The sequence below is a fragment of the Shewanella sp. SM21 genome (genome assembly GCF_025654335.1).
Classification (GTDB): Bacteria; Pseudomonadota; Gammaproteobacteria; order Enterobacterales; family Shewanellaceae; genus Shewanella; species Shewanella oncorhynchi.
Genome location: NZ_JAKKRL010000016.1, coordinates 92,887 through 115,008, shown reverse-complemented (window position 1 = coordinate 115,008; position 22,122 = coordinate 92,887). Strand labels below are relative to the sequence as shown.

The window sequence follows — 22,122 nt, the reverse complement described above, 5'->3', positions numbered from 1 at the left end:
CTGTTATTCCAAGGCGCCGCTATAAGAATACACCTCAAGAAAGAGTCGATTGGTGCTTATATCGGTATCGACATTTAGTGGAGAATGCTTTTGGAAGAATTAAGCACTATCGAGCAATATCAACAAGATATGACAAGCTAGCAAGAAATTACGCCAGTATGGTGTCACTGGCGTTTATGTTAATGTGGCTGCCGATGTATTGCTGAACAACATTTGTACAGCAAAGATCAACAGACCCTAGTCAAAGTCATTTTTTATGTTGGAGTGCACAAACTCTGTACATCTGATTTGATTGCGTTATAGTTTGCGCTGTTAGGCTATGGGCTTAACTTTCATTAAGCAGTGAGGCATAAAATGACTAAGCAAAAACCGCAAAATATGCCCTTAGAACACGAAAGTGGTCGAGGCACCATTACCGACAACGCACTTAAAGCGTTAGTGACGAGTCCCTTGTTTAGGACCCGCACCGAGAAAGCGAAAAAGGGCAAAGGGTCATACGACCGTAAGGCACAAAACCGAAAGGGGCATCAGCACAAGGGCGATGCCCCTTTTGACTTTCTAGGTCTGCGCTTTTTTTAATCTGCTTTAGTTCGCTGCTTTAGTCTGCTGTGTTAGTGCCTCGTTAATTCTGCCAATTCATGCTCCTCCACCTGCCTTTACGCCAATCTTTACGCTTAAATCAGCCTTATTATTGATACTCCTTGTTGGAGGTTAATTGTACTTTCGCCCTGAGCGAGTATGGTGAACGCTTAGAGCGTTTTAGCGAAGGAGATGCACATGGCACAGCAATATCGAGTTGAACACGACACTATGGGTAAGGTGAAAGTCCCCGCCGATTGTTATTGGGGCGCACAAACCGAGCGTTCGCGGCAGCACTTTCGTATTGGTGCTGAGGCATCTATGCCTGTCGAAGTGATCCACGCTTTTGGCTATTTAAAGAAAGCCGCCGCTATCACCAATCAACAACTTGGCGTCTTGCACCAAGATAAAGCTCAACTGATTGCCCAAGTGTGCGATGAGCTGATTGCAGGCGAACTTGATGCGCAATTTCCTTTAGTGATTTGGCAAACGGGCTCGGGCACGCAAACCAATATGAACGTCAATGAGGTGATTGCCTATCGCGGCCATGTGCTCTCGGGTGGTCAACTTATCGATGCGGTTAAATGCTTGCACCCCAATGATGATGTTAACCGCTCGCAATCCTCCAACGATACTTTTCCCACCGCCATGCACATTGCCGCTTATCGCCAAGCGGTTGAGCTCGTTTTGCCCTGCATGAGGTTATTGCAGCAGAGCTTGCAGGATAAGGCCGATGAGTTTGTGCACCTAGTCAAAATCGGTCGCACACATTTTATGGATGCAACACCGTTAACGTTAGGCCAAGAGTTTTCGGGTTATGCCGCGCAGTTAAGTCATGCCATCGAAGGCATTGAGCATAGTCTCAAGCGGGTGGCCGAGTTAGCTTTAGGTGCGACCGCCGTCGGCACTGGGCTGAATACACACAAGGATTACGCCGTTAAGGTGGCGGACAATATCGCAAAACTCACGGGTTTGCCCTTTGTGACGGCGCCGAATAAGTTTGCTGCCCTTGCTGCCCACGATGAATTAGTCGCCCTATCGGCGGCCTATAAAGTGGCGGCGGTTAGTTTAATGAAGATCGCAAATGATATTAGGATGTTAGGTTCTGGCCCGCGCTGCGGCATTGGTGAGTTATTACTGCCTGAAAATGAACCCGGTTCGTCGATCATGCCGGGAAAAGTGAACCCTACTCAGGTCGAGGCTATGACTATGGTGTGCGCGCAAATCATGGGTAATGATGTCGCCGTTGGGATTGGCGGCAGCAATGGTCAGTTTGAGCTCAATGTGTTTAAGCCGATGATTATCGCCAATGTGCTGCAATCTGGGCGCTTATTGGGGGATGCTTGCCAATCGTTTCGCGATCATTGCGTGGTCGGCATAGTGGCGAACGAGCCACAAATCGCGCTGCATGTGGAAAATTCACTCATGTTAGTGACGGCGCTGAATCAACATATCGGTTATGAAAAGGCCGCTAAGATAGCCAAAAAAGCCCATAGCGAGCATAAGACACTGTGCCAAGCGGCATTAGAACTTGAGTTTGTCACGGCAGAAGAATTCGAGCTTTGGGTCGATGCCAATAAGATGTTGGGACCCGATGCTTAATGCTTAATTCAAAACGTCTCATCCTAGCTGCTGATAAATCAGCGAAATTGAGGCAGGCAATGAATCAAGATAGTGAGCCAATATAATGAAAAAGAAACAGTGTGATGAGATAGTGAGGCCAAACAGTGGAGTAAGGATGGTGAAGCATTCGCAGTGTTAATGCTTACGAAATGATAAAAACAAAAAGCGAACCAGAGGTTCGCTTTTTGAGTCATAGCCTGTCCTATATCAGAACGGCTTAGTCTTGGGTGTCAGCGTCGACTATTTCGGCCCACAGATCGTGTTCGTCTGAATGGGTGATGCGGGCACGAACCAACATACCTGGCTCAAGTTCAGTTTCACCATTGATAAACACCATGCCGTCGATTTCTGGTGCATCGGCGAAGCTGCGGCCAATGGCGCCTTCTTCGTCGACATCGTCAATCAGAATATCTAAAGTACGGCCAACGAAACGGGCCAAACGCTCGGCGCTGATCTCGGCTTGGAGTTCCATAAATCTGTGGTATCTGTCTTCTTTCACTTCTTCGCTGATAAGCTCGGCGATAGTGTTGGCGACAGCGCCATCGACTTCAGAATACTTAAAGCAACCTACGCGGTCGAGACGAGCTTCTTTCAAGAAATCGAGCAGGATTTGGAAATCCTCTTCGGTTTCACCTGGGAAGCCGACGATGAAGGTTGAGCGGATCACCAGATCTGGGCAGATTTCACGCCAGCGTTGAATCGCTTCTAACTGACGGTCAACACGGCCTGGACGCTTCATCATCTTGAGGATGCGCGGGCTTGCATGCTGCATTGGAATATCCAAATACGGCAGAATCAAACCTTCGGCCATCAAGGGGATCAAATCGTCAACCCATGGGTAGGGATAGATATAATGCAGACGCACCCAAGCGCCCATTTTACCCAGTTGGCGCGCTAGGCTAGTAATGTCTTGCTTGACTGGCATACCGTTCCAAAAATCGGTACGACCGCCTTTGTCTTTGCCGTAGGCCGAGGTGTCTTGGCTCACAACTAGAATTTCTTGTACGCCTGATTCCACTAAACGCTTAGCTTCATCTAAGATGCTGCCCGCTGGGCGGCTGTCGAGATCGCCACGTAGCGAAGGGATGATGCAGAAAGTACAACGGTTGTCGCAACCTTCTGAAATCTTTAAATAAGCGTAATGCTTAGGCGTTAACTTAACCCCAGTTTGTGGGATTAATGAGGTGAAAGGGTTGTGCTCTGGCTTAGGCACGTATTTGTGAACATGCTTCAACACCGCTTCGTAGCTGTGTGGGCCAGTGATTTCTAACACATCAGGGTGCACTTCGCGGATTTGGTTTTCTTTAGCGCCAAGGCAGCCAGTGACGATCACTTTGCCGTTTTCTTCTAAGGCTTCACGCACAGCATCCAGAGACTCTTCCACCGCAGCATCGATAAAGCCGCAGGTATTGACGATAACTAAGTCGGCATTGTCGTAGCTGTTAGTGACTTCGTAGCCGTCGATGCGTAACTGAGTCAGAATACGCTCTGAATCCACGAGGTTTTTTGGGCAGCCCAAAGACACGAAACCGATGCGATTCCCAGTGGTAACAGCATTAGTGCTTGCTGCTTCTAATGTTTTGACTGGGATATCAAGCGTGGTCGTTTGCTTGGGTTTAAAAGTTTCAACTGTCATGGTTTCTCGCTGAGGTATAAGCCGCCTTAAAAAAGTTGGCGGATTATACCTGAAGTGATTAAAAGGTACAGTAGCTTTGGCTGAAAAGTGTACAACTGGGGCGCTGAATATGCCAGTTAACCCTAAGGCCTATTTTGGGTGTGGATATAGGAAGATAAGCCAAAGATCCAAGGTCGAACTTATCTGGATAAAAAGCGCTAAACATTTTTCAGAAAAATTAACCCTTTTTAAAATTGGCCGCGTTTATAGGGGCAAGAGACAATTTCTTGATGCTGTTACATATTGGCACAAGTATTGGCACTTTTTACTGATAGCCTAAGCGCTAAATAAGCGACACAGTCGTTTTAGCCGTCTCGTTTTGAATATGCGTTCTATTTGAAGTGGTTTAGGTATAAGCACATTATTTTGGAGTAAGTTATGAAAAAATCTCTTTTAGCGGTATTGGTGGCGGGTGGTCTTTTTTCTAGCGTGTTTATGGCGCCAGCAGTGCTCGCCGCTGAGGTCGATTTCCCGCATATTGAAACCATGGGTGTGAGTCAAATCCAAGTCGAGCCCGATATGGCGGATGTGAATGTGGAAGTGGCCGTGACCGAAAAAACCGCTAAAGCCGCCAAGGATAATTCCGATGCCGCCGTGGCTAAGTTTATCGCCCGTCTCACCGCAGCGGGTGTGACTAAAGATCAGATCCAGAGCGCGAATTTAAATCTTCAACCGCAATACGTCTATGTGCAGGATAAAGCGCCAGAGCTGACGGGTTATACTGCCAGTCGCCAAATTACCGTGACGGTAACAGACTTAAGCCGCTTGAATGCTATTTTAGATTCTGCCTTAGAAGAGGGCATGAATCGGGTCAATAACATCGCCCTTAAGTCGAGCAAAGAAGCTGAATACGTCGCCAAAGCACGTCAAGCCGCGATTGTGGATGCCAAACAAAAAGCCGAATCTTTGGCTAAAGGCTTTGGTGAAAATCTCGGTAAGATTTGGCAGATCCGTTATTACGATCAACGCCCTGTGCAACCGGTCATGTTACGCATGAGCGCTAAAGCCGATGCCATGGGCGCCGCCGAGAGCTATCAGTACGGCCAAGTGAGCATAGAAGATAGAGTTGAAGTGGTTTATAAACTGAAGTAAATCAGTCTGAGGTATATGGTGATGGATGAAGCTCCTATTGGGATTCATCCATTTTTTTATGCCGTTTACAATCGTTTTATATTTTTGGAAATAGCATTCTTCACTCTAATATGTGATGGATTTTATTAGGATGATGAACAGTAAAAACTGGCAAATTTAAGTATTTATCCTCACACTAGTAAGGTTAATGTTTAGGAGGCCGTTTATGGATTTTCCCGCTCGAATAAAGCAACAAACTTGCATGGATTGCTTAAGTGGTAAGTCATTAGGATTTGAAATTCGAATGGCATTTCAACCTATTATCCATTGGCCTAGTCGTGAGATTAGCGGTTATGAAGCCCTGGTCAGAGGCCCTGATGGTGAAGGGGCTGCGTGGGTGTTTGAGCGGATTAATGAAAATAATAAATACTATTTTGATCAGGCTTGCCGTGTTAAAGCGATAGAAACCGCTTCAAAGCTGGGACTCGATAAGATGCTCAGTATCAACTTTTTACCTAATGCCGTATATAATCCTGAGACCTGTATCCGCGCGACGATTGAAGCCGCCGACATGTATGGGTTTGATATTCACAAAATTATGTTCGAAGTGACTGAGGGCGAGCAAATTGTCGATCGGGCAAAATTAGTCCGTATCTTCGAGAGCTATGCTAAGCGTGGTTTTATCACGGCAATCGATGATTTTGGCAGTGGTTTTGCTGATTTAAGCTGGCTCGAAGCCCTGCGCCCTCAAGTATTAAAACTTGATATGACCTTGATCCGTGATATCGATCTTGATAGAGAAAAGCAGTTAGCCGTGGATGAAATACTGCGTATTTGTTTAGAGCTTAATACAAGAGTTTTGGCCGAAGGCATTGAGACTGAAGCCGAACTTAATTATCTCGCTGGAATAGGGATTGAGTATTTTCAGGGGTATTATTTTGCCAAACCACAACTCGAATATTTAAGTTCCTATGAAGAGCTGAGCTTTCACGCCCCAAAGTAAATGGTGAGGTGGATTGATATCGTTGCACGATTAGAGTGATAACACGTGCTAAGACTCGATGGATAATTCGTTGTTTCTGATATCGGCTAACTGATATATCATGCGCCACCTAAAATTGCCCTTGTTACCTATTCGCTACTATGTCTTCCAACGCGCTCTATACCGATTTATCCGGTTATTACGATTTAATGTGTTCCGATATCAACTACCATCAACAGAGCGCGAGTATCCATCGTCTGCATCAGTTCCTCGGTAATAATGGTAAGCAACATCTTGATTTAGCCTGTGGCACCGGTCCGCATGTGCGGCATTTTATCGACCTTGGTTATCAGTGCAGTGGCCTAGATATCAATCAGCCTATGCTAGACATGGCCATGCGTCGTTGTCCAGAAGCTCAGTTTAACCTCCAAGATATGACGGCTTTTTATTTAGAAGAGCGCGTCGATTTGATTACCTGTTTTTTATACTCCATCCATTACAGTGCTTGCATCGAACGCCTTAAAAGCTGTATCGCCAGTGTGCATAGCGCACTTAATGACGGTGGGCTATTTTGTTTTAATACTGTCGATAAGCACAGAATCGATAACACAAGTTCGGTTAAGCATTTTGCTGAGTTTGATGGTAGCCATTTCGCCTTCGAATCCGGCTGGCATTACAGTGGGCAAGGTGAGAAACAGTCATTAAAGTTGAGTATTGCCAAAAGCAGTCAGCCGTTTGCTGAGGTCTCGCCTTTACCTGTCTCTGATATGAAAGGCTTAGGCTCGCTGGAAGCTGGGTTACACGCCGCAGGTTTGCAAGAAGTGGGTTTACAAGAAGTCCACAGTATTGAGCAATGGCAAGACCAACATGCTATGGTCGCTACCAGCTTCACTGAGCTGCAGGAACTGTTAGCACCTTATTTTGAAGTGCATGTTTTCGAACACGATTATGAAAGAATTGTCCCGTGGGATTTAGCATCAGGTAATGCGCTGTTTGTTTGTGTGAAGATTTGACCTTCTGTTGAAGTTTGATAACAGAAGGTCTGCTCATAATGTCAGTGTGACTTGTTAAATCTCGCTTCTCTTTCAGTCTGTTTTTATTTAAAGCCAAATTAAAGTTGTAGGCTTCACTCTTGATTTTTCATCAAGAGTCGACCAAAGGGGAAAGTACCAGTTCCCCTTTTGGATATTCCTTGCCAAATAACGTCCATGCTTAATAATCAGTTCGTCATCCATGACTCTTATTCATAACGCTGCGGCACAGTATTCCTGTTAAAGCTTGCTTTAATAAACTTGCTTTAATAAATAAGTCGCACAATAGAAATGATAATGAAATTAATTAAATGTAATGATTTTGTATGTTTATTTTGTTGCCTATGAAATAGTTACAATTTCACAGGCAATAAATACATTAAGACAGAATTAGCACGGCTTTAGTGTAAGTATGAAAAAAGTTTCATGTGTTTTATAAAAATAGTTAACTCGAATTTAAAATATTAAAATAAATCTATGGTATTGATAAGTAAGGTTATTGTTTTAATTGTGTATTGATCTGAGTGTGGTTTTGCGAGGTTGGCATTATTTTTGTAGTGTCCTTAGTGTATTTAAATAATTAACTAGGAGTACTTTATGAAAAACCCCATTCTTACTTTAGCTGCCATTATTTCTTTAGCCTCTTTTAGTGCATATTCTCATGCAGATAACATGAGCAACAGTGATGCCGCAGAAAACGGAATCTATGTCGGCGCTAACTACGGTTATTTAAAAGTCGATGGCGATGATGATTTTGATGATAATAGTGATGTAATGCAGGGCCTTGTTGGTTATAAGTTCAATAAATACCTTGCTCTTGAAGGTAGTTATATTAACTTTGGTGATTATGGTAATGGTTTAGCAAATGCCGAAACCGATGGTTATACGGCAGCCCTTAAAGTCATGCTTCCCATTGCAGACCGAGTTGAGCTATATGCTAAAGGTGGTCAGTTATGGTATTCGACAGATTATGACGTCGTCGGTTTTTCTGGCAATGACGATGGTGAAGGTGTATTCGCCGGCGCCGGTGTGGCATTTAAAGTCACAGATCGATTTTTAATTAATGCTGAGTACACTTGGTATGATGCAGATATTAATGTCGATAGCGTCGCCAATGGCGGAAAAACAGATACAGACTTTAATCAAGCCAGTATTGGTGTTGAATATCGCTTCTAATTAGTAATCTCATCAACAAATCATAATTATTAAGGCGTGATACTTTAAGTGTCACGCCTTTTTTACTTTATCTTGATGGTAGATGTTATTGGATTTAATAAGAAGTATTGGCAGCCATTTATAAACAACAATATAATTCACTTTCCATTTTTTGCCTACAATTTGTTATGGCGAAAATTGCTTGAACGAGTACCATTAAAAATGATGGGGCGATATATGGGACAAAAGTCAAACTAATTCATTAAAAAAGGCGTTTTTAAACATGCAAACCCCACCGATTTTAGGCATGGGAGGATTGCCTATCGTCATTAGGACGATGACAATCAGTACATTTATATCGAAAGCCTTGTTCTAAAAGAGCAGAAATCTGGTATCGTCTTACTATGGTCAAATACAGATAATTCATGGTGATAGTCTCTTATATCTATGGTTAACATAAGTATGCTTTTGAGTAAACTATGGTTGAAAATAGAACTGATAGATTGAGATTTGCACTCTTGGGCGTTAATCTTGCTTCTATTCTCCGATTAGAGTATCGCACTTCGGAGTTGAATTTTAGTTATCTTAATTATGGTATAGCAAAATGAGTAAAAAAATATTTACAGGGAAAGTAACAGGTCATTATAAAAATGGTCAACTAAGGATTGAGGAAAATTATGAAGATGGAAAGTTAGATGGTATTCGTAATAGTTATTATGAAAACGGTCTGCTAGAAAAAGAAGAAAATTATAAAGATGGAGTGTTAGATGGTATTTGTAATAGTTATTATAAAGACGGTCAGTTAGAAAAAGAGGGAACTTATAGAAAAGGCAATAGAGAAGGCATTTATAAGCATTATTGGTCTAATGGAAAACTAATGGAGGAAAAGTTTTATGTAAATGGGAAAGAAGATGGTATTTGTAAAAGCTATTATAGAAACGGTCAGTTAGAGTCGGAATTGACTTATGAAAATGGGACTTTAGAAGGTGTTTGGAAATATTATAATGAAAATGGTCAAGTAACAGTGCAAATTTTTAAAAATGGGAAAGAAGACGGTTTTTATCGAACTTATCATTGTAATGGTGAACTAGAGAATGAAGCGTTGTATATAAATGGAAAATTAGAAGGTGTTTGGAGGTGTTATAATGAAAATGGTAGATTAACAGTGGAAAAAAACTATGTTAATGGTATTAGAAATGGTCTGTTTAAATATTATAATGAATACGGTAAATTAGAGGCGGAAGGCGTTTATAAAAATGATCAATTAGATGGTCTTTATAAAGCCTATGATGAGGAAGGAATATTGCAAGCTGAGGAATATTATAAAAATGGAGAGCGAGAGGGGCTTTTTAAGAGTTATCATAAAAATGGTATAATAGAAGTAGAAGGAACTTATGAAAATGGTAAGAAAGAAGGTATTTGGAAAAGCTATAATGAAGATAGTCATTTAATTCAAGAAACGACTTATAATAATGATTAGTTAGATGGAATCTTTAAAAAAATTGCAGCAATTGACAATTAGTGTTGGAAGAAATAAATCTTGTCCTCCATTTGTAGCGAAGATATAAATCAGGCAGATATAAATCAGGCCACCCAATATAAAACAAGAACATAATGTACTTTCAGTTAGCATCCAAGTGACTAAAAGTCACTTAGCGGCTAAAAAGCTTGCGAGGTATTGCTCCAGAGGATGAGGACTAACTCAATTAGCCTATTTTGCTGAAAAACTTAGATTTTTAGTAAAAAATACCTAAGCCATTCTCTTGTTGGCTGTTGTGAAAGGCATGGTTAATGATGCAGGATTGAAATCAGCCAGCGTTGAGGTGCTGACAGCATTTGGCAAAGTGCCGTCGTCGCTTTTCTAAGTGTTCGCAGTAATCAGTCAGTTCTTGCAAGGTTCCCACAGGGCCATGAAATAGCTTACCAAACTCGGTGGTAAGCTTAAGCCAATTGTCATGGTGGATATTTAATCTTGTCAGTAACTTGGCGCTATTTTCAGTGATTGCACCTAGTTTATCATTTCGAATAATTCGACCGGTATCATCCACCAATTGAAGGTAATCTATTAATGAAAACGTAATGCCAATGGGTTGGTTATCGCGTTCATTGCCGATAAAAGGCAATAGATTTTTGGGCTGCTCATCTTTCAATGCCGCCTGAATTCGAAGCTGAATACTGGCATGAGCTGATCGCTCCAGTGTATCGGCCATTTGGGCTCTGATGGGATTCAAATCCACATAAGTCATACAGGCTAAAACGGCAGCTTCATCAAGTAGAGCTTGATTCTCTATAAAAGAAATAGGTAAATCGACCTTCCCAAAAACGCCCAGTACAGTTATCTTCTTGATTTGCTTGTCTTGCTATCGGCTCGTTTAAGCAACGCATGAACCAACTGATATCACATAAGCGGCTGCGATAAATGGCGATTGAATGCCTTAATCTGTTGACCTCGTCCGCTTCAACCAACCCACCTTTGGCGAATTTTTGCGTTAATTCATCGCCTTTAAATAGCTTATGCCATTGCTCAAGCACCTCCCTGTCGCTCCTGCGGTTTGCTGTCTCTACATCAATGCGTAAAACCACATGTAGATGATTGGACATCACCGCAAAGGCCGCCACATCTATTGCAAAAACGGCTTCGAGTTCAAACAATAGCGACTCTACCCAAGCGCGGCGATGGTCATGGTTTTTACCTGAGTAACGATCATCGCCACACAAAAAAGCACGTCGAACGACACGACTGCAACAGTGATAAAAAGGGGTGTCTTCAAGACTAATCTGAGTTCTGCGAGGGCGCGGCCTACAAACCTCCTTGTTTAATGCTTAACCAAAGCATATTCGGAGGTTAACTACCTCGCCATTAACGATGGATGTCCATTTAGTATTTTGGATGTCCATTTAGTATTTCCATTTAGTATTCTTTAGTATTCTCATGCACAAGTCAGAGGGTATGAACAAGCGGATATTGAACATTACAAAACGTTAGATACTTCTCAGCGTGGAGTCTACACAGAAGACGGTAAATTTAATGCTGGAGCAGGCAACCGTGCTCGCTCTTACGACCCCAGCAGATTGAGTGATCCTAATGATAAGAGTGCCAAAGCGTTTGATGAAAACTATAGAAATAGAATGTCAACACATTCATCTTCGAAGAAAAAATGCTAACTTCGTGGGGGCGTATGAAAAAGATTGATGTAGGTACTTGTTTTTACATTCCGCTTGAAAGCGGTGAGTTTGGTTTCGGATACATTGTTTATGATGATCGGTTTCTCGTTGCGAATATATTTGATTTTAAATCAATAGGTTGTAAGGAAGTTGCCTCTGCTTTTGATCGGCCACTTTTGATTGAAGGGTGGCTAATTGATGTGGTTGTTTTCGCTAAAATAAAAAATGCAATGTACCCAAAGTGGGAGTTACTACGTAAAGTTATATATGACAACCCTAAGTTCCCTGTAAACCCTATAGTAATATATGGGCTGCCAAGCAGGCTCAAATGCCTAAATTATGTAACTGGCGACACGTTTGACGCTGCGGATAATGATATAAATATTTATCCTAGATTTATCACGAGGCATAGTGACTATTACTCTGCTTTCGTGAGGTTAAAGTATTCTGGTGTTCAGTTTGATAATCTGCGGTTTGATGAAAAGCTTGATTGCTATATACCAGTTCTCAATGGTCTGTAATTTTTTACTATTAGCAGAGGTTGTATCAATACTACATAGTTAGACATGTTGGCTGTACAGATCTAGTTATCACCTTACACCGAAACAATTTAACGAGCCGCCCATTGTTAAATTTGTAAAGTGTATGCTTGTGAAAAGGCATACAGATTACTGAAGAGTTGGTTGAATTAAGCATTGGCATGTAAGTTACCGTTGACGGCATGGATGCCGTCGTCGAGCCCTCATGGATGAGTTTATGGCGTGTCACTGGAATGACAATGCTTAATTATCAGCGGTGTATTGGTTAAGTTTGTGAATGACTTAAACAAAAAGGCGCCTAAGCGCCTTTTCTACTATTCAGTTATGGGTAAACCACCCAAAACCTCAGATTTGATTACAACTTTCTATTACACAATCAGATCATACTCATCTTTGAGTATCTTAATAATATCTGCCTTTGGATTGGCTGGCAGCGGAATTGCCGCGCCAGTCACTTTCTCGGCAACGCCGGTGTAAGTGCGTGACACTTGCATCATGGCCTCAAGTGGGAGGTCATTGTCGCGGGCGAGGGCTTCACGCTCTGGCATTCTGTCTTTGTTGAGCAGCACATCAGGATCAGGGAAATGATTTAGCAGGAATTGGCGGAAACCCTCTTTGGAGTTTTCCAAAATCTTGCCATCGCGGTAGGCTGCGCCGTCCCAAATACGTGATGAGTCTGGAGTGCCGACTTCATCCATGTAAATCAGTTTTGAATTGCCATCTTTATCGGTGACATAGCCAAACTCAAATTTAGTGTCGACAAACACTTGATCAATGTCGGCCAGTGCTTTTGAAATCACTTTAAAGCCATCTTTTAACAGCTTCTCGTACAGGTCGATATCTTCTAACTTTTCAAAGCCAAAGGCTTGGTAGTTGGCTTGGATATCGCTGCGGCTGATGTTCACGTCATCTTGAGCGGGCACGCCTGGGATGCCGGTTAAAATACCCTTAGTCGATGGGGTGATTAACAGCTCAGGGAGCTTTTGATCTTTCTCTAAGCCTTCTGGCAATGTGATGCCACAGAATACTCGCTCACCCTTAGAGTAAGCGCGCCACATTGAGCCTGTGATGTACTGGCGGCAAATGGCTTCGACTTTAATGGGGCGGGCTTTTTGGACTATCCATACGAACGGGTGTGGAATATCTAAAATATGGCTGTCGGCTAAACCGTTTTCGGCAAATAGCTTAAACCAATGATTAGAGATGGCATTTAATGCCGCGCCTTTACCGGGAATGCCTTTGAGGCCGCCTTCACCGTGGAAGATGCAGTCGAAGGCCGAGATACGGTCGCTGATCACCATGATGGCGAGCGGGGTATCTTCGGGGACGTTATAACCCTTGGTTTTGATTAAACGGCGGCTGTCGGCATCGGTTAGCCAGTAAACGCTGCGAACCTTGCCGCTGTGGACTGGGCTGTCGGTGCGGATTGGCAAATCGTTATTTACGGCTAATACGGAATCAGCAAGACTCATGACGAGTATTCCTTAGGATAGAGAGTGTAGGGATAAGGTTTTTATAAGTGTCGGTTTGCAGATGGACTATGGCGTTAGCAACAGCCAGATTCATTGCAACCGCTTTATTATTCGCGCTTGGCTTAGGGCGTAAAGCGTTCAGCCAGTTTGCGGGATTTGATGTTAAATCTTGAACAGCAAAAATTGTATTTTCGGGCGGTGTTTGAATTGTGTTGGGTGGAGATAATGCAAGGGAGGGAACAAACGCAGGGCAAGGTTGGCACCACAGTGAAAGTGGTCTGCGAAAGCGGGCTGGGCCCGTGCCATTTTGCTCGAAAATGCTAACCATTAATCCGAGAGAACCTTGTTCTAGACTGCCGCGAAAAAGTGGCGACATTCTACCTTTTTTGACAAAATTTGCCACGGCTATTTGCATCGCTCTTTGCACAGATCTTTACACAGCCCTTTACACTGCTCTTTATATAGTTCTGTGGCTTGAATCTAGCGGGCATAAGGATTTGCAAGGGAATCACGCGCTAACACTCAGTGCTGAGCATGATGGAGGGTTGGTGTTCTGCGGACGAGCTAATATTGAAGGGCTGTATTTTAGCGCGCTGATGTGCGAGCTTATAACGTAGCTGCAGCCGACAAGACCATCAAGCCAAATATCCAATGGAGGGAATATGAGCACAAGTCAGCATGTACATAATGATAATCAACGAGAGCTAGTATTAGAGCGGATTATCGATGCGCCGCCAGAAAAGCTGTTCCGCGCGTGGACCGAGCCAGAACTCCTCAAAATTTGGTTTACGCCAAGGCCGTGGACTGTGGCTAGCGCGAGCTTAGATGTGCGTGCCGGTGGTTCAAATGTGATCGTGATGCGTAGCCCTGAGGGACAGGATTTCCCGAATCGTGGCGTGTATCTCGAGGTGGTTGAGAATGAGCGCATTGTATTTACCGATGCCTTTACTGAGGCTTGGGTGCCGTCCGATAAAGCCTTTATGACGGCAACTATTACTTTTGAACCTGTGGACGGCAAGACCAAGTACACTGCGCGGGTGCTGCATTGGAATAGCGAAGATAGGCAGAATCATGAGGATATGGGGTTTCATCAGGGTTGGTCTAAGGCGACCGATCAGCTTGAGGAACTCGTCGCGAGCATTTAGCCGGTGAGTCTCAAGCCTCGTATCAGAGAGTCAATAATAAGCAGTATCTAGCCCAATTGCCCTGCATATTTTATTGCTGGGGATTGGGCAGGATTAGAGGTGTTATGTCGTCACAGAAAGAAGTGCCTGTACTTAAACAATCAGTGCTTGCGCCATCCCAACTCGCGCAAAGCGCGGCTTTGCAGGGCAATAGTTTTTTATCAAAACAGTTCAATGGCTTGTCGGAATTAGCCCAAGATCTACAGGGCATCGAGTTCGAGGATTGTTGCTTTCAAGATTGCCATTTTAGCGAGAGCACTTTCCGTAAATGCAAGTTTATCGATTGCCGCTTTGTGCGTTGCAACTTAAGTTTAGTGAAAGTGCCCCAGTGTCAGTTCAGCGGGGTGGAGTTTGAAGAATGTAAGTTAGTCGGTATCGATTGGACCCGCGCCGCGTGGTCGCGTTTATCCTTTGCCGCGCCCTTTTCCTTTAAGCAATGCATCCTAAATGACTGCTCATTTTTAGGCTTGTCCCTCGATGAAATCATCATCGAAGAGTGCAAGGCCCACGATGTCGATTTTCGCGAGGGCAGTTTTAATCAAGCCAATTTCACCTACACGGATTTTAGTCATAGTCTGTTTGGCCGAACTCAATTATTGGAGGCGGATTTCAGCGAGGCATCCAATTACGATATCGACATTTTTAACAATAAAATCAAAGGCGCTAAGTTTAGCCGCGATGAAGCGATTCGGCTGCTCAACTGCCTCGATATAGAATTAATGGATTAAGGATTGTGGTAGGTTTTTACTCAGCTTTTTCACTCAGCATAGTGATGATCATCCCACGAGTGTTATCGCAATTTACTGAAATATCTGTTTGTTTTTGAAGCCGCCATTTGTCCCATCTGGCGGCTTTTTCTGTCCGTTTTTTAAGACCTATTGATCTTATTCACGTATTTCAAGGTCAGTCTTAGGTTTTAGTTGCGATAGATCACACCGAGCTTCCCCATGTGGTTTACCACAATATCCGCCTACCTCTTTCGGGATAACAATCTCTGTGGATGAGCAGTGTATTCAGCGGATGCTGGTATTTTGAAGATATGGCGGCGCTGTTTTTACGCTTTTATAACTAAAAAAGTAATCAAATCAGTGAGCAAATCTCTGCTCGATGGCGCCATAAATGGCGACTGACGGGTGGGATGAGCGTGATGGAGGTAACCATGATTGAGCTTAATAGGCGAACCTTTTTAAAGGGAGCAGGAGCGAGCAGCGCCACGTGTGCGCTGGCCAGTCTGCTGCCGGGCAGCTTAGCGGCATTAGAGAATAAGCAGCTAAAGGGCATGGGCAAAGACATTGCCAGTATTTGTGAAATGTGTTCGACTCGCTGCCCGATTTCGGCGCGGGTGATTGAAGGCAAAAACGTCTTCATTAGTGGCAATAAGGCCGCTAAATCCTTTGGCGGTAAAGTGTGTGCCCGTGGCGGCGCAGGCCATAGTTTATTGTACGATCCACAGCGTATCGTTAAACCGTTAAAGCGGGTCGGTGAGCGCGGCGAAGGCAAATGGGCTGAGATCAGTTGGGATGAGGCTTATAAATTAATCGCTGAAAACCTCAATAAAATCAAAAAAGAACATGGCCCAGAAGCCGTGGCATTCTCGTCAAAATCTGGCTCACAAGAAAAGCATTTGTTTCACCTTGCGACCGCCTTTGGTAGTCCAAATACCTTTACCCACGCGTCGACTTGCCCAGGTGGTTATGAAATTGCCGCTAAGGCTATTTTTGGCACTAAGGTCAAACGTGATTTAAGTAATTCTAAATACATCATTAACTTCGGCCATAACCTGTACGAAGGCATCAATATGTCCGAAACCCGCGGCATGATGGCGGCGCAAATGGATAAAGGTGCCAAGCTGGTGGTGTTCGAGCCAAGATTCTCCATTGTGGCCGACAAGGCCGATGAATGGTATGCCATTCGCCCCGGTACCGACGTGGCCGTCGCCTTGGCGTTATGCCATGTATTGATTGAAGATAATCTTTACGACAAGGCATTTGTCGCGCGTTATGTGGAAGGTTTCGAAGCCTTTGCCGCCGAAGTGAAAGCCTATACCCCTGAATGGGCTGAAACCATCTCCGATGTGCCTGCCAAAGACATCCGTCGTATCGCCCACGAATATGCCGCTAAAGCACCCCATGCTGTGGTCGATTTTGGTCACAGAGCCACCTTTACCACCGAAGAGTTTGAGATGCGCCGCGCCCTTTACGCCGCTAACGTCTTGATTGGTAACATCGAGCGTAAGGGCGGGATTTATATCGGCCAGAAACCCGGTGATTACAACAAGCTTGCCGGTGAAGCGGTTGCGCCCGTATTGGCAAAACCTGGCGTGAAAGACATGCCAAAACCAGCAGCGAAACGTATCGATCAGGTGGAAGAACAGTACGCCATGATGTGGACATCGGGCGGCGTTTACCAAACTATTCTCGATGCCACCTTAAGCGCTGTTCCTTACCAGTTACACGGCTGGGTGATGTCACGCACTAACCCAATGCAAACCATGACAGACAGAGCGCGCGTTGTTGAAGCGATGAAAAAGCTCGACTTTATCGCCGTGTGTGATGTGTATATCAGCGAAACCGCCGCCTATGCGGACGTGATTTTACCTGAGTCAACTTATCTTGAACGTGATGAAGAAATTGCTGATAAGTCAGGTAAAAATCCGGCCTATTATGTGCGCCAACGGGTCGTTGAAACCTTAGGTGATACTAAGCCTTCTTGGCAGATCTTTAAGGATGTGGGTGTGGCTATGGGCCTTGGCGAGTTCTATCCATGGGAAAACATGGAAACCCTGCAAATGCTGCAGGTGAACCGCGACACTGACCTGCTGCGCCGGATCAAAGACGAAGGTTTTGTGAGCTTCGGTAAGCCAATTATGTTGTGCGAGCCTAAGATGGTTGCCGAGTTTATTAAGGCATACCCCAATGCGCGACCTGCCGATGAAGACGGCACTTACGCCAGCGCACTGACCTTTAAAACCCCGAGTGGCAAGATTGAACTCACTTCCGCGAAAGTCGAAGCCATGGCACCGGGCCGTGGGGTGATCAAGTTCCGCGAAGTGAATCTTAAAAAAGCAGATGAGCTGTACTTTATCCAAGGCAAAGTGGCGGTGCACACCAATGGCGCCACCCACAATGTGCCTATGCTCGCTAACCTGATGTCGGATAACGCTGTGTGGGTTCACCCCGTTACTGCGGGCAAGTTAGGGATCAGCAATGGCGACCCAATCCGCCTAACCAGCAGTGTTGGCACAGAAGAAGGCCATGCCTTAGTCACGCCGGGTATTCGCCAAGATACTGTGTTTGCTTACATGGGCTTTGGTTCTAAAAACAAAGAGTTGGTCAGAGCAACGGGCAAAGGTATCCACTGCGGTAACTTACTGCCGCACGTTACTGCTCCTGTGTGTGGCATGACAGTGCACACCACGGGCGTCACGCTGGCAAAGCGCTAATCGGAGGCTTAAATGAATAAACGATATGTAATGGTGCACGACGAGAATAAGTGCATCGGCTGCCAAGCTTGTAACGTGGCGTGTCGCAGTGAAAATGGCGTACCCGAAGGCGTAACTCGTCTGCAAGTGCGTGTGGAAGGCCCCTTTGGTGAGATGCCCAATCTGCATTTCAAATATCACAGGGTATCTTGCCAGCAATGTGAAGATGCACCCTGCGTTAAAGTGTGCCCAACAGGCGCGGCCTATGTGGGTGAAGATGGCATTATCTCTATCCATACCGAGAAGTGTGTCGGTTGTATGTACTGTGTGGCAGCGTGCCCTTATAAAGTGCGCTTTATGAACCCAGAAACCAAGGCCGCGGATAAGTGTAACTTCTGTAAAGACAGTCGTTTAGCACGGGGCGAAGAGCCAGCGTGTGTGACTGTGTGTCCAACCGATGCCTTAGTGTTTGGTGATGCCAATGATCCAAGCAGTGAAGTGGCCATCATGCTCAACACTAAAATCACTTACCAAGATAAAACCCATTTGGGTACTAAACCTAGGGTATATCGCGTTCCTACCAAAAGAGGGGGGATTTGATTATGAACAATACTTGGGGCGACATGGCGCAATATGATCCTGTCACTTGGCACTGGGTCATCGCCGTTTACCTGTTTATGGCGGGGTTATCCGCGGGCAGTTTACTGATTGGCATTGGTTTGCGCTGGGCGAATAAGGAACTCAGCGCGGGAGCTGAAAGCAGCATTCTTAAGGCGGCAGCCATTATTGGGCCTGTAGCAATTAGCTTAGGTCTAGCTTGCTTAGTGTTTGACTTAACCAAACCATTCCACTTCTGGTTGATCTTAATTCACTATAACTTCCAGTCTGTGATGGCAATCGGGGTACTGGCGCTGCTGGCGTATTCTCCCTTAGCTTTTGCGTACGCCATTATTGTGCTGCGGGATGACTTACCAAAATGGGGGTTGGGTTTCCTAACACCTATCGCTAAGTTACTTATGCCATTTCGAAAGCTGATTGAAGTATTGTTGTTTGTCCTCGCCATTGGCGTAGGGGCTTACACTGGCTTCTTAATTTCGGCGATGAATGCTTATCCTATGCTCAACACTGCGGTACTGCCTGCGCTGTTTTTAGTGTCAGGTCTATCGGCGGGCGCTGCGGCAAATGCGGTACTGGCTTTGCTGATGTTTAAGACTGACAGCCACGACAAAACTTTAGTGAAGATGCACGGTTTAGAATTGCCTGTGATGGCGATTGAAATTCTGTTCCTGTTCATGTTGTTCTGCGCCTTGTACTTCAAGGGCGGCGCGGCGGCTGCGGCCTTAGCATCGTTAACGTCTGGGCTATGGGCAAGCGTGTTCTGGATAGGTGTTGTCGGAATTGGCTTTGGTATTCCATTGCTGTTTATGCTGTTACCCGCCGCGACTCGCCACACTAAGGGGGCGATGATCATGGTGGCTTGTGCGAGCTTAACGGGCGTACTCGCCTTAAGACACTTTATTGTGTACGCAGGGCAAAGCTATTTAAGCTGAGTGTAAGCTGGCTTTACATATTGATAGATAAAGAAAAAGCACTGGCAATGTCAGTGCTTTTTTATTGTTTGAATCGTGAGAAGGTTTGCCAGTATAAGCAGGACGCTTATTGGGGTAATAACTCGATAACCGACTTCACCGTTAGCACTAAAGCGCTGATACTGCACAGGACTAATGTCGCCATCTTTGTCTTCTCTTTATCGACACGGCCCACTAATCGTCCTGCGACTAAGTAACCTAAAATCACAGAGGGGAGCAGCATCAACGACAGCCACAGATGTTTTAATTCTAATAAGCCAGTGATCGCTAAAATGATCAATGCAATCATGGAGCTAAAAATGAAGAAGGCCGACAGGGCTGCGCGAAACTGCGAGGCATCTTTGCCTGCCAACAAAATCGCCATCGGCGGGCCACCAATCGCGGCGATATTGCCGAAGATCCCTGAAACCACGCCTGCACCGAAGAGGGTTTTCTTATTCACTGGCAGGCTGAATTTATACAGGCTGAGGATCACTGCGACAGTCACAATGGCGGCGATGGATAAACCGAGTATAGGTTGAGGCGCAAACAGCAATAAACTCGCGCCGATAAAACCGCCGGGCACGCGACCTATGAGCGCATATTGCAAGCCATTGAATTCTAAGTGACCGCGTTCACGCACTAAGGTCAGCAGGGCGATGGAGAAACCCATAGCAATAACAGGCGCAGGTACAAGTTGTGGATCGACGATATACAGCAAAGGACTGGCGACAACCGCAAGCCCAAACCCAATCAGACTTTGGGTTAATGCGCCCAGAAACACGACCAGCGAGGCTAAGGCGAGTGTCTGTGGATCTATCATAGAAAACATAGGATTTCCTATATCCCAAACCAACTCAAGATGGTGAAATTTAAAGTTTGAAGTCGCTTGGGTATAAACAAAAAGGGATCGTTAACGATCCCTATTGATGAGCACTGTGATATGACTTGGAAAGCGACGAGTCGCTATTCCATGTCTTCCCACTCGATTCCCATTTGATCCATCAACAACTTGGCTTCGGCGGGAATGCTGTCTGGGTTATCTTTTGACAGATCGTCATCGTTGGGCAATGGCTGGCCAGTGTAGGCGTGCAAAAATGCCTCACACAACAGCTCGCTGTTGGTGGCGTGACGCAAATTATTGACCTGACGACGAGTACGTTCGTCCGTGAGGACCTTAAGCACTTTGAGCGGAATAGACACAGTAATTTTTTTTACTTGTTCATTCTTCTTGCCATGTTCAGCATAGGGGCTGATGTATTCCCCATTCCATTCAGTCATTGACTCACCTGTTATAACGCTAAATTCGGGGCAGATTTTAAACCCTTACAAAGAACAGTCAAATTATTGCTACTATTTCTTTGTGATTGCAAACAGATTTCTTTATGTTCAGACGTCTAAACGTCTTCACGCCTATTGACGATGGCGTTGGGCTTAGGTACATTTAGACGTCCAGACATCTCTATCAGTCTATCGAATTTAGGAGTCCACCCATGGCAGAGCGTCAATTAGCCACACTGGCAGTGCGTCAGGGTATCGAAAGCGATACTCAATATGGCGCAGTTGTGCCACCGATTTATTTGTCGACTAATTACGCCTTCGATGGTCATAAAAATCCCCGCGAATTCGATTACAGTCGTTCAGGCAACCCAACTCGCTGCATTTTAGGTGAAGCATTAGCCCAATTAGAAAAGGGCGCCACTGGCATAGTGACGTGCACTGGCATGGCGGCCATCACCTTAGTGACCACTTTGCTCGGCCCTGATGACCTATTAGTTGTGCCCCATGATTGCTATGGTGGTTCCTACCGTTTATTTACCAACTTGGCGAAGAAAGGCCAGTTTAAGCTCATTGTGGTCGACCAAACCGACAGCCAAGCGTTAGCCGCCGCTATTGCGCAGAATCCCAAGATGGTGTGGCTCGAAACCCCATCGAACCCGTTATTGCGTGTGGTAGATATCGAAGCCATTGCTAAGGCGAGCCATGGGGTCGGCGCGCTGGTGGTGGTCGATAACACTTTTTTATCGCCAATATTGCAACAACCCCTATTGTTAGGCGCGGATATCGTTATCCACTCCACCACTAAATATATCAATGGTCACAGCGATGTGGTCGGCGGCGCTGTGGTCGCCAAAGACGCGCAAATCGGCGAAAGCTTACATTGGTGGTCGAACACTCTAGGCTTAACGGGCTCAGCCTTCGACAGTTATCTGACCCTGCGTGGCCTGCGTACCTTAGCGGTGCGTATTCGCGAGCATCAAGCCAATGCCCAGCGTATTATTGAGGTATTAACCCAAAGCCCTGTGGTGAGCAAAGTCTATTACCCCGGTCTTGCGGATCACCCTGGTCACGCCATTGCGGCCAAGCAACAACAGGGCTTTGGCGCTATGCTGAGCTTTGAGCTCAAAGGCGGCGAGGCCGAAGTGGTGGCCTTTTTAGGTGCACTCAGCTTATTTAGCGTGGCGGAAAGTTTAGGTGGCGTTGAAAGTTTAGTGGCAGTGCCCGCCACTATGACCCACAGAGCCATGGAGCCGCAGGCGCGTTTCGAGGCTGGTATTAAGGACACCCTATTGCGTCTATCGGTGGGTATTGAAGATGCCGCCGATTTAGTTGCAGATATTCAAGCAGGATTAGCCGCCGTTGCGGCTTGTCAGTAG

Annotated in this window: 20 protein-coding genes and 2 pseudogenes; 15 read left to right on the top strand and 7 right to left on the bottom strand. The window is 45.2% G+C overall.

Going from position 1 to position 22,122, the window contains the following annotated elements; translation table 11 throughout:
* The 3 genes from L5L94_RS18845 to fumC all read left to right on the top strand — a co-directional run.
* Positions 1 to 206, top strand: a 206-nt coding sequence (locus tag L5L94_RS18845; RefSeq protein ID WP_259574827.1) for a transposase, incomplete at its 5' end; no start/stop codon positions are given.
* A gap of 148 nt (positions 207 to 354) precedes the next feature.
* Positions 355 to 579 (top strand): ribosome alternative rescue factor ArfA, encoded by a 225-nt coding sequence (locus L5L94_RS18840; protein WP_263164541.1) that lies wholly within the window; start codon positions 355 to 357, stop codon positions 577 to 579.
* Positions 580 to 777: 198 nt separating this feature from the next.
* On the top strand, positions 778 to 2,181 hold the full coding sequence (fumC, locus tag L5L94_RS18835; protein WP_263164539.1) for a class II fumarate hydratase: 1,404 nt from the start codon (positions 778 to 780) through the stop codon (positions 2,179 to 2,181).
* Positions 2,182 to 2,419: 238 nt separating this feature from the next.
* Here fumC and rimO read toward each other — a convergent pair whose 3' ends face one another.
* Positions 2,420 to 3,838 carry a 30S ribosomal protein S12 methylthiotransferase RimO gene (gene rimO / locus L5L94_RS18830; RefSeq protein ID WP_105251304.1) on the bottom strand — a complete coding sequence of 473 codons (1,419 nt, stop codon included), beginning with the start codon at positions 3,836 to 3,838 and terminating at the stop codon, positions 2,420 to 2,422.
* A gap of 417 nt (positions 3,839 to 4,255) precedes the next feature.
* Here rimO and L5L94_RS18825 point away from each other — a divergent pair, with 417 nt between their 5' ends.
* The 4 genes from L5L94_RS18825 to L5L94_RS18810 all read left to right on the top strand — a co-directional run bounded on the left by L5L94_RS18825 (position 4,256) and on the right by L5L94_RS18810 (position 8,137).
* Positions 4,256 to 4,969: an oxidative stress defense protein gene (locus tag L5L94_RS18825; protein ID WP_263164537.1), complete on the top strand. Its 714-nt coding sequence runs from the start codon at positions 4,256 to 4,258 to the stop codon at positions 4,967 to 4,969.
* Between the two features lie 205 nt (positions 4,970 to 5,174).
* On the top strand, positions 5,175 to 5,951 hold the full coding sequence (locus L5L94_RS18820; protein WP_113940061.1) for an EAL domain-containing protein: 777 nt from the start codon (positions 5,175 to 5,177) through the stop codon (positions 5,949 to 5,951).
* A 140-nt stretch (positions 5,952 to 6,091) separates the two neighbouring features.
* Positions 6,092 to 6,943: a class I SAM-dependent DNA methyltransferase gene (locus L5L94_RS18815; protein ID WP_198573080.1), complete on the top strand. Its 852-nt coding sequence runs from the start codon at positions 6,092 to 6,094 to the stop codon at positions 6,941 to 6,943.
* A 615-nt stretch (positions 6,944 to 7,558) separates the two neighbouring features.
* Positions 7,559 to 8,137, top strand: coding sequence for a porin family protein (locus L5L94_RS18810; RefSeq protein WP_105251308.1), 579 nt, complete (start codon positions 7,559 to 7,561; stop codon positions 8,135 to 8,137).
* A gap of 295 nt (positions 8,138 to 8,432) precedes the next feature.
* Here L5L94_RS18810 and L5L94_RS21890 read toward each other — a convergent pair.
* Positions 8,433 to 8,543: pseudogene (locus tag L5L94_RS21890) on the bottom strand (IS30 family transposase); the annotation flags it as partial.
* Between the two features lie 177 nt (positions 8,544 to 8,720).
* Between L5L94_RS21890 and L5L94_RS18805 the strand changes: the two are divergent.
* Positions 8,721 to 9,596, top strand: a complete 876-nt coding sequence (locus L5L94_RS18805) for a toxin-antitoxin system YwqK family antitoxin (RefSeq protein ID WP_263164534.1) — start codon at positions 8,721 to 8,723, stop codon at positions 9,594 to 9,596.
* Between the two features lie 328 nt (positions 9,597 to 9,924).
* On the opposite strand, the pseudogene L5L94_RS18800 reads toward L5L94_RS18805, so the two are convergent.
* Positions 9,925 to 10,894: pseudogene (locus tag L5L94_RS18800) on the bottom strand (transposase).
* 401 nt (positions 10,895 to 11,295) lie between these two features.
* Here L5L94_RS18800 and L5L94_RS18795 point away from each other — a divergent pair.
* On the top strand, positions 11,296 to 11,802 hold the full coding sequence (locus L5L94_RS18795) for a hypothetical protein (RefSeq protein ID WP_263164533.1): 507 nt from the start codon (positions 11,296 to 11,298) through the stop codon (positions 11,800 to 11,802).
* Positions 11,803 to 12,188: 386 nt separating this feature from the next.
* Here L5L94_RS18795 and L5L94_RS18790 read toward each other — a convergent pair whose 3' ends face one another.
* Both L5L94_RS18790 and L5L94_RS18785 read right to left on the bottom strand, forming a co-directional pair.
* Positions 12,189 to 13,292 (bottom strand): phosphoribosylaminoimidazolesuccinocarboxamide synthase, encoded by a 1,104-nt coding sequence (locus tag L5L94_RS18790; RefSeq protein WP_173496464.1) that lies wholly within the window; start codon positions 13,290 to 13,292, stop codon positions 12,189 to 12,191.
* Positions 13,279 to 13,707 carry a hypothetical protein gene (locus tag L5L94_RS18785; RefSeq protein WP_113940056.1) on the bottom strand — a complete coding sequence of 143 codons (429 nt, stop codon included), beginning with the start codon at positions 13,705 to 13,707 and terminating at the stop codon, positions 13,279 to 13,281. The genes L5L94_RS18790 and L5L94_RS18785 overlap by 14 nt, the downstream gene beginning before the upstream one ends.
* A 247-nt stretch (positions 13,708 to 13,954) precedes the next feature.
* Here L5L94_RS18785 and L5L94_RS18780 point away from each other — a divergent pair, with 247 nt between their 5' ends.
* From L5L94_RS18780 to nrfD, 5 genes are all read left to right on the top strand, one after another.
* Positions 13,955 to 14,437, top strand: a complete 483-nt coding sequence (locus L5L94_RS18780) for an SRPBCC family protein (protein WP_263142125.1) — start codon at positions 13,955 to 13,957, stop codon at positions 14,435 to 14,437.
* Positions 14,438 to 14,541: 104 nt separating this feature from the next.
* Complete coding sequence (locus L5L94_RS18775; RefSeq protein WP_168825635.1) at positions 14,542 to 15,204, top strand: pentapeptide repeat-containing protein; 663 nt, start codon at positions 14,542 to 14,544, stop codon at positions 15,202 to 15,204.
* A 431-nt stretch (positions 15,205 to 15,635) separates the two neighbouring features.
* Entirely contained in the window at positions 15,636 to 17,918 is a 2,283-nt protein-coding gene (gene phsA, locus L5L94_RS18770) for a thiosulfate reductase PhsA (protein WP_105251315.1), read from the top strand.
* 12 nt (positions 17,919 to 17,930) lie between these two features.
* On the top strand, positions 17,931 to 18,497 hold the full coding sequence (locus L5L94_RS18765) for a 4Fe-4S dicluster domain-containing protein (protein ID WP_198573398.1): 567 nt from the start codon (positions 17,931 to 17,933) through the stop codon (positions 18,495 to 18,497).
* Positions 18,498 to 18,499: 2 nt separating this feature from the next.
* Positions 18,500 to 19,447, top strand: a complete 948-nt coding sequence (gene nrfD / locus L5L94_RS18760) for an NrfD/PsrC family molybdoenzyme membrane anchor subunit (RefSeq protein ID WP_105251317.1) — start codon at positions 18,500 to 18,502, stop codon at positions 19,445 to 19,447.
* A gap of 106 nt (positions 19,448 to 19,553) precedes the next feature.
* Here nrfD and L5L94_RS18755 read toward each other — a convergent pair whose 3' ends face one another.
* Positions 19,554 to 20,297 (bottom strand): sulfite exporter TauE/SafE family protein, encoded by a 744-nt coding sequence (locus L5L94_RS18755; protein WP_131524361.1) that lies wholly within the window; start codon positions 20,295 to 20,297, stop codon positions 19,554 to 19,556.
* Positions 20,298 to 20,431: 134 nt separating this feature from the next.
* Complete coding sequence (gene metJ, locus L5L94_RS18750; RefSeq protein ID WP_259582805.1) at positions 20,432 to 20,746, bottom strand: met regulon transcriptional regulator MetJ; 315 nt, start codon at positions 20,744 to 20,746, stop codon at positions 20,432 to 20,434.
* A gap of 212 nt (positions 20,747 to 20,958) precedes the next feature.
* Between metJ and metB the strand changes: the two genes are divergently transcribed.
* Positions 20,959 to 22,122, top strand: a complete 1,164-nt coding sequence (metB, locus tag L5L94_RS18745) for a cystathionine gamma-synthase (RefSeq protein ID WP_168825631.1) — start codon at positions 20,959 to 20,961, stop codon at positions 22,120 to 22,122.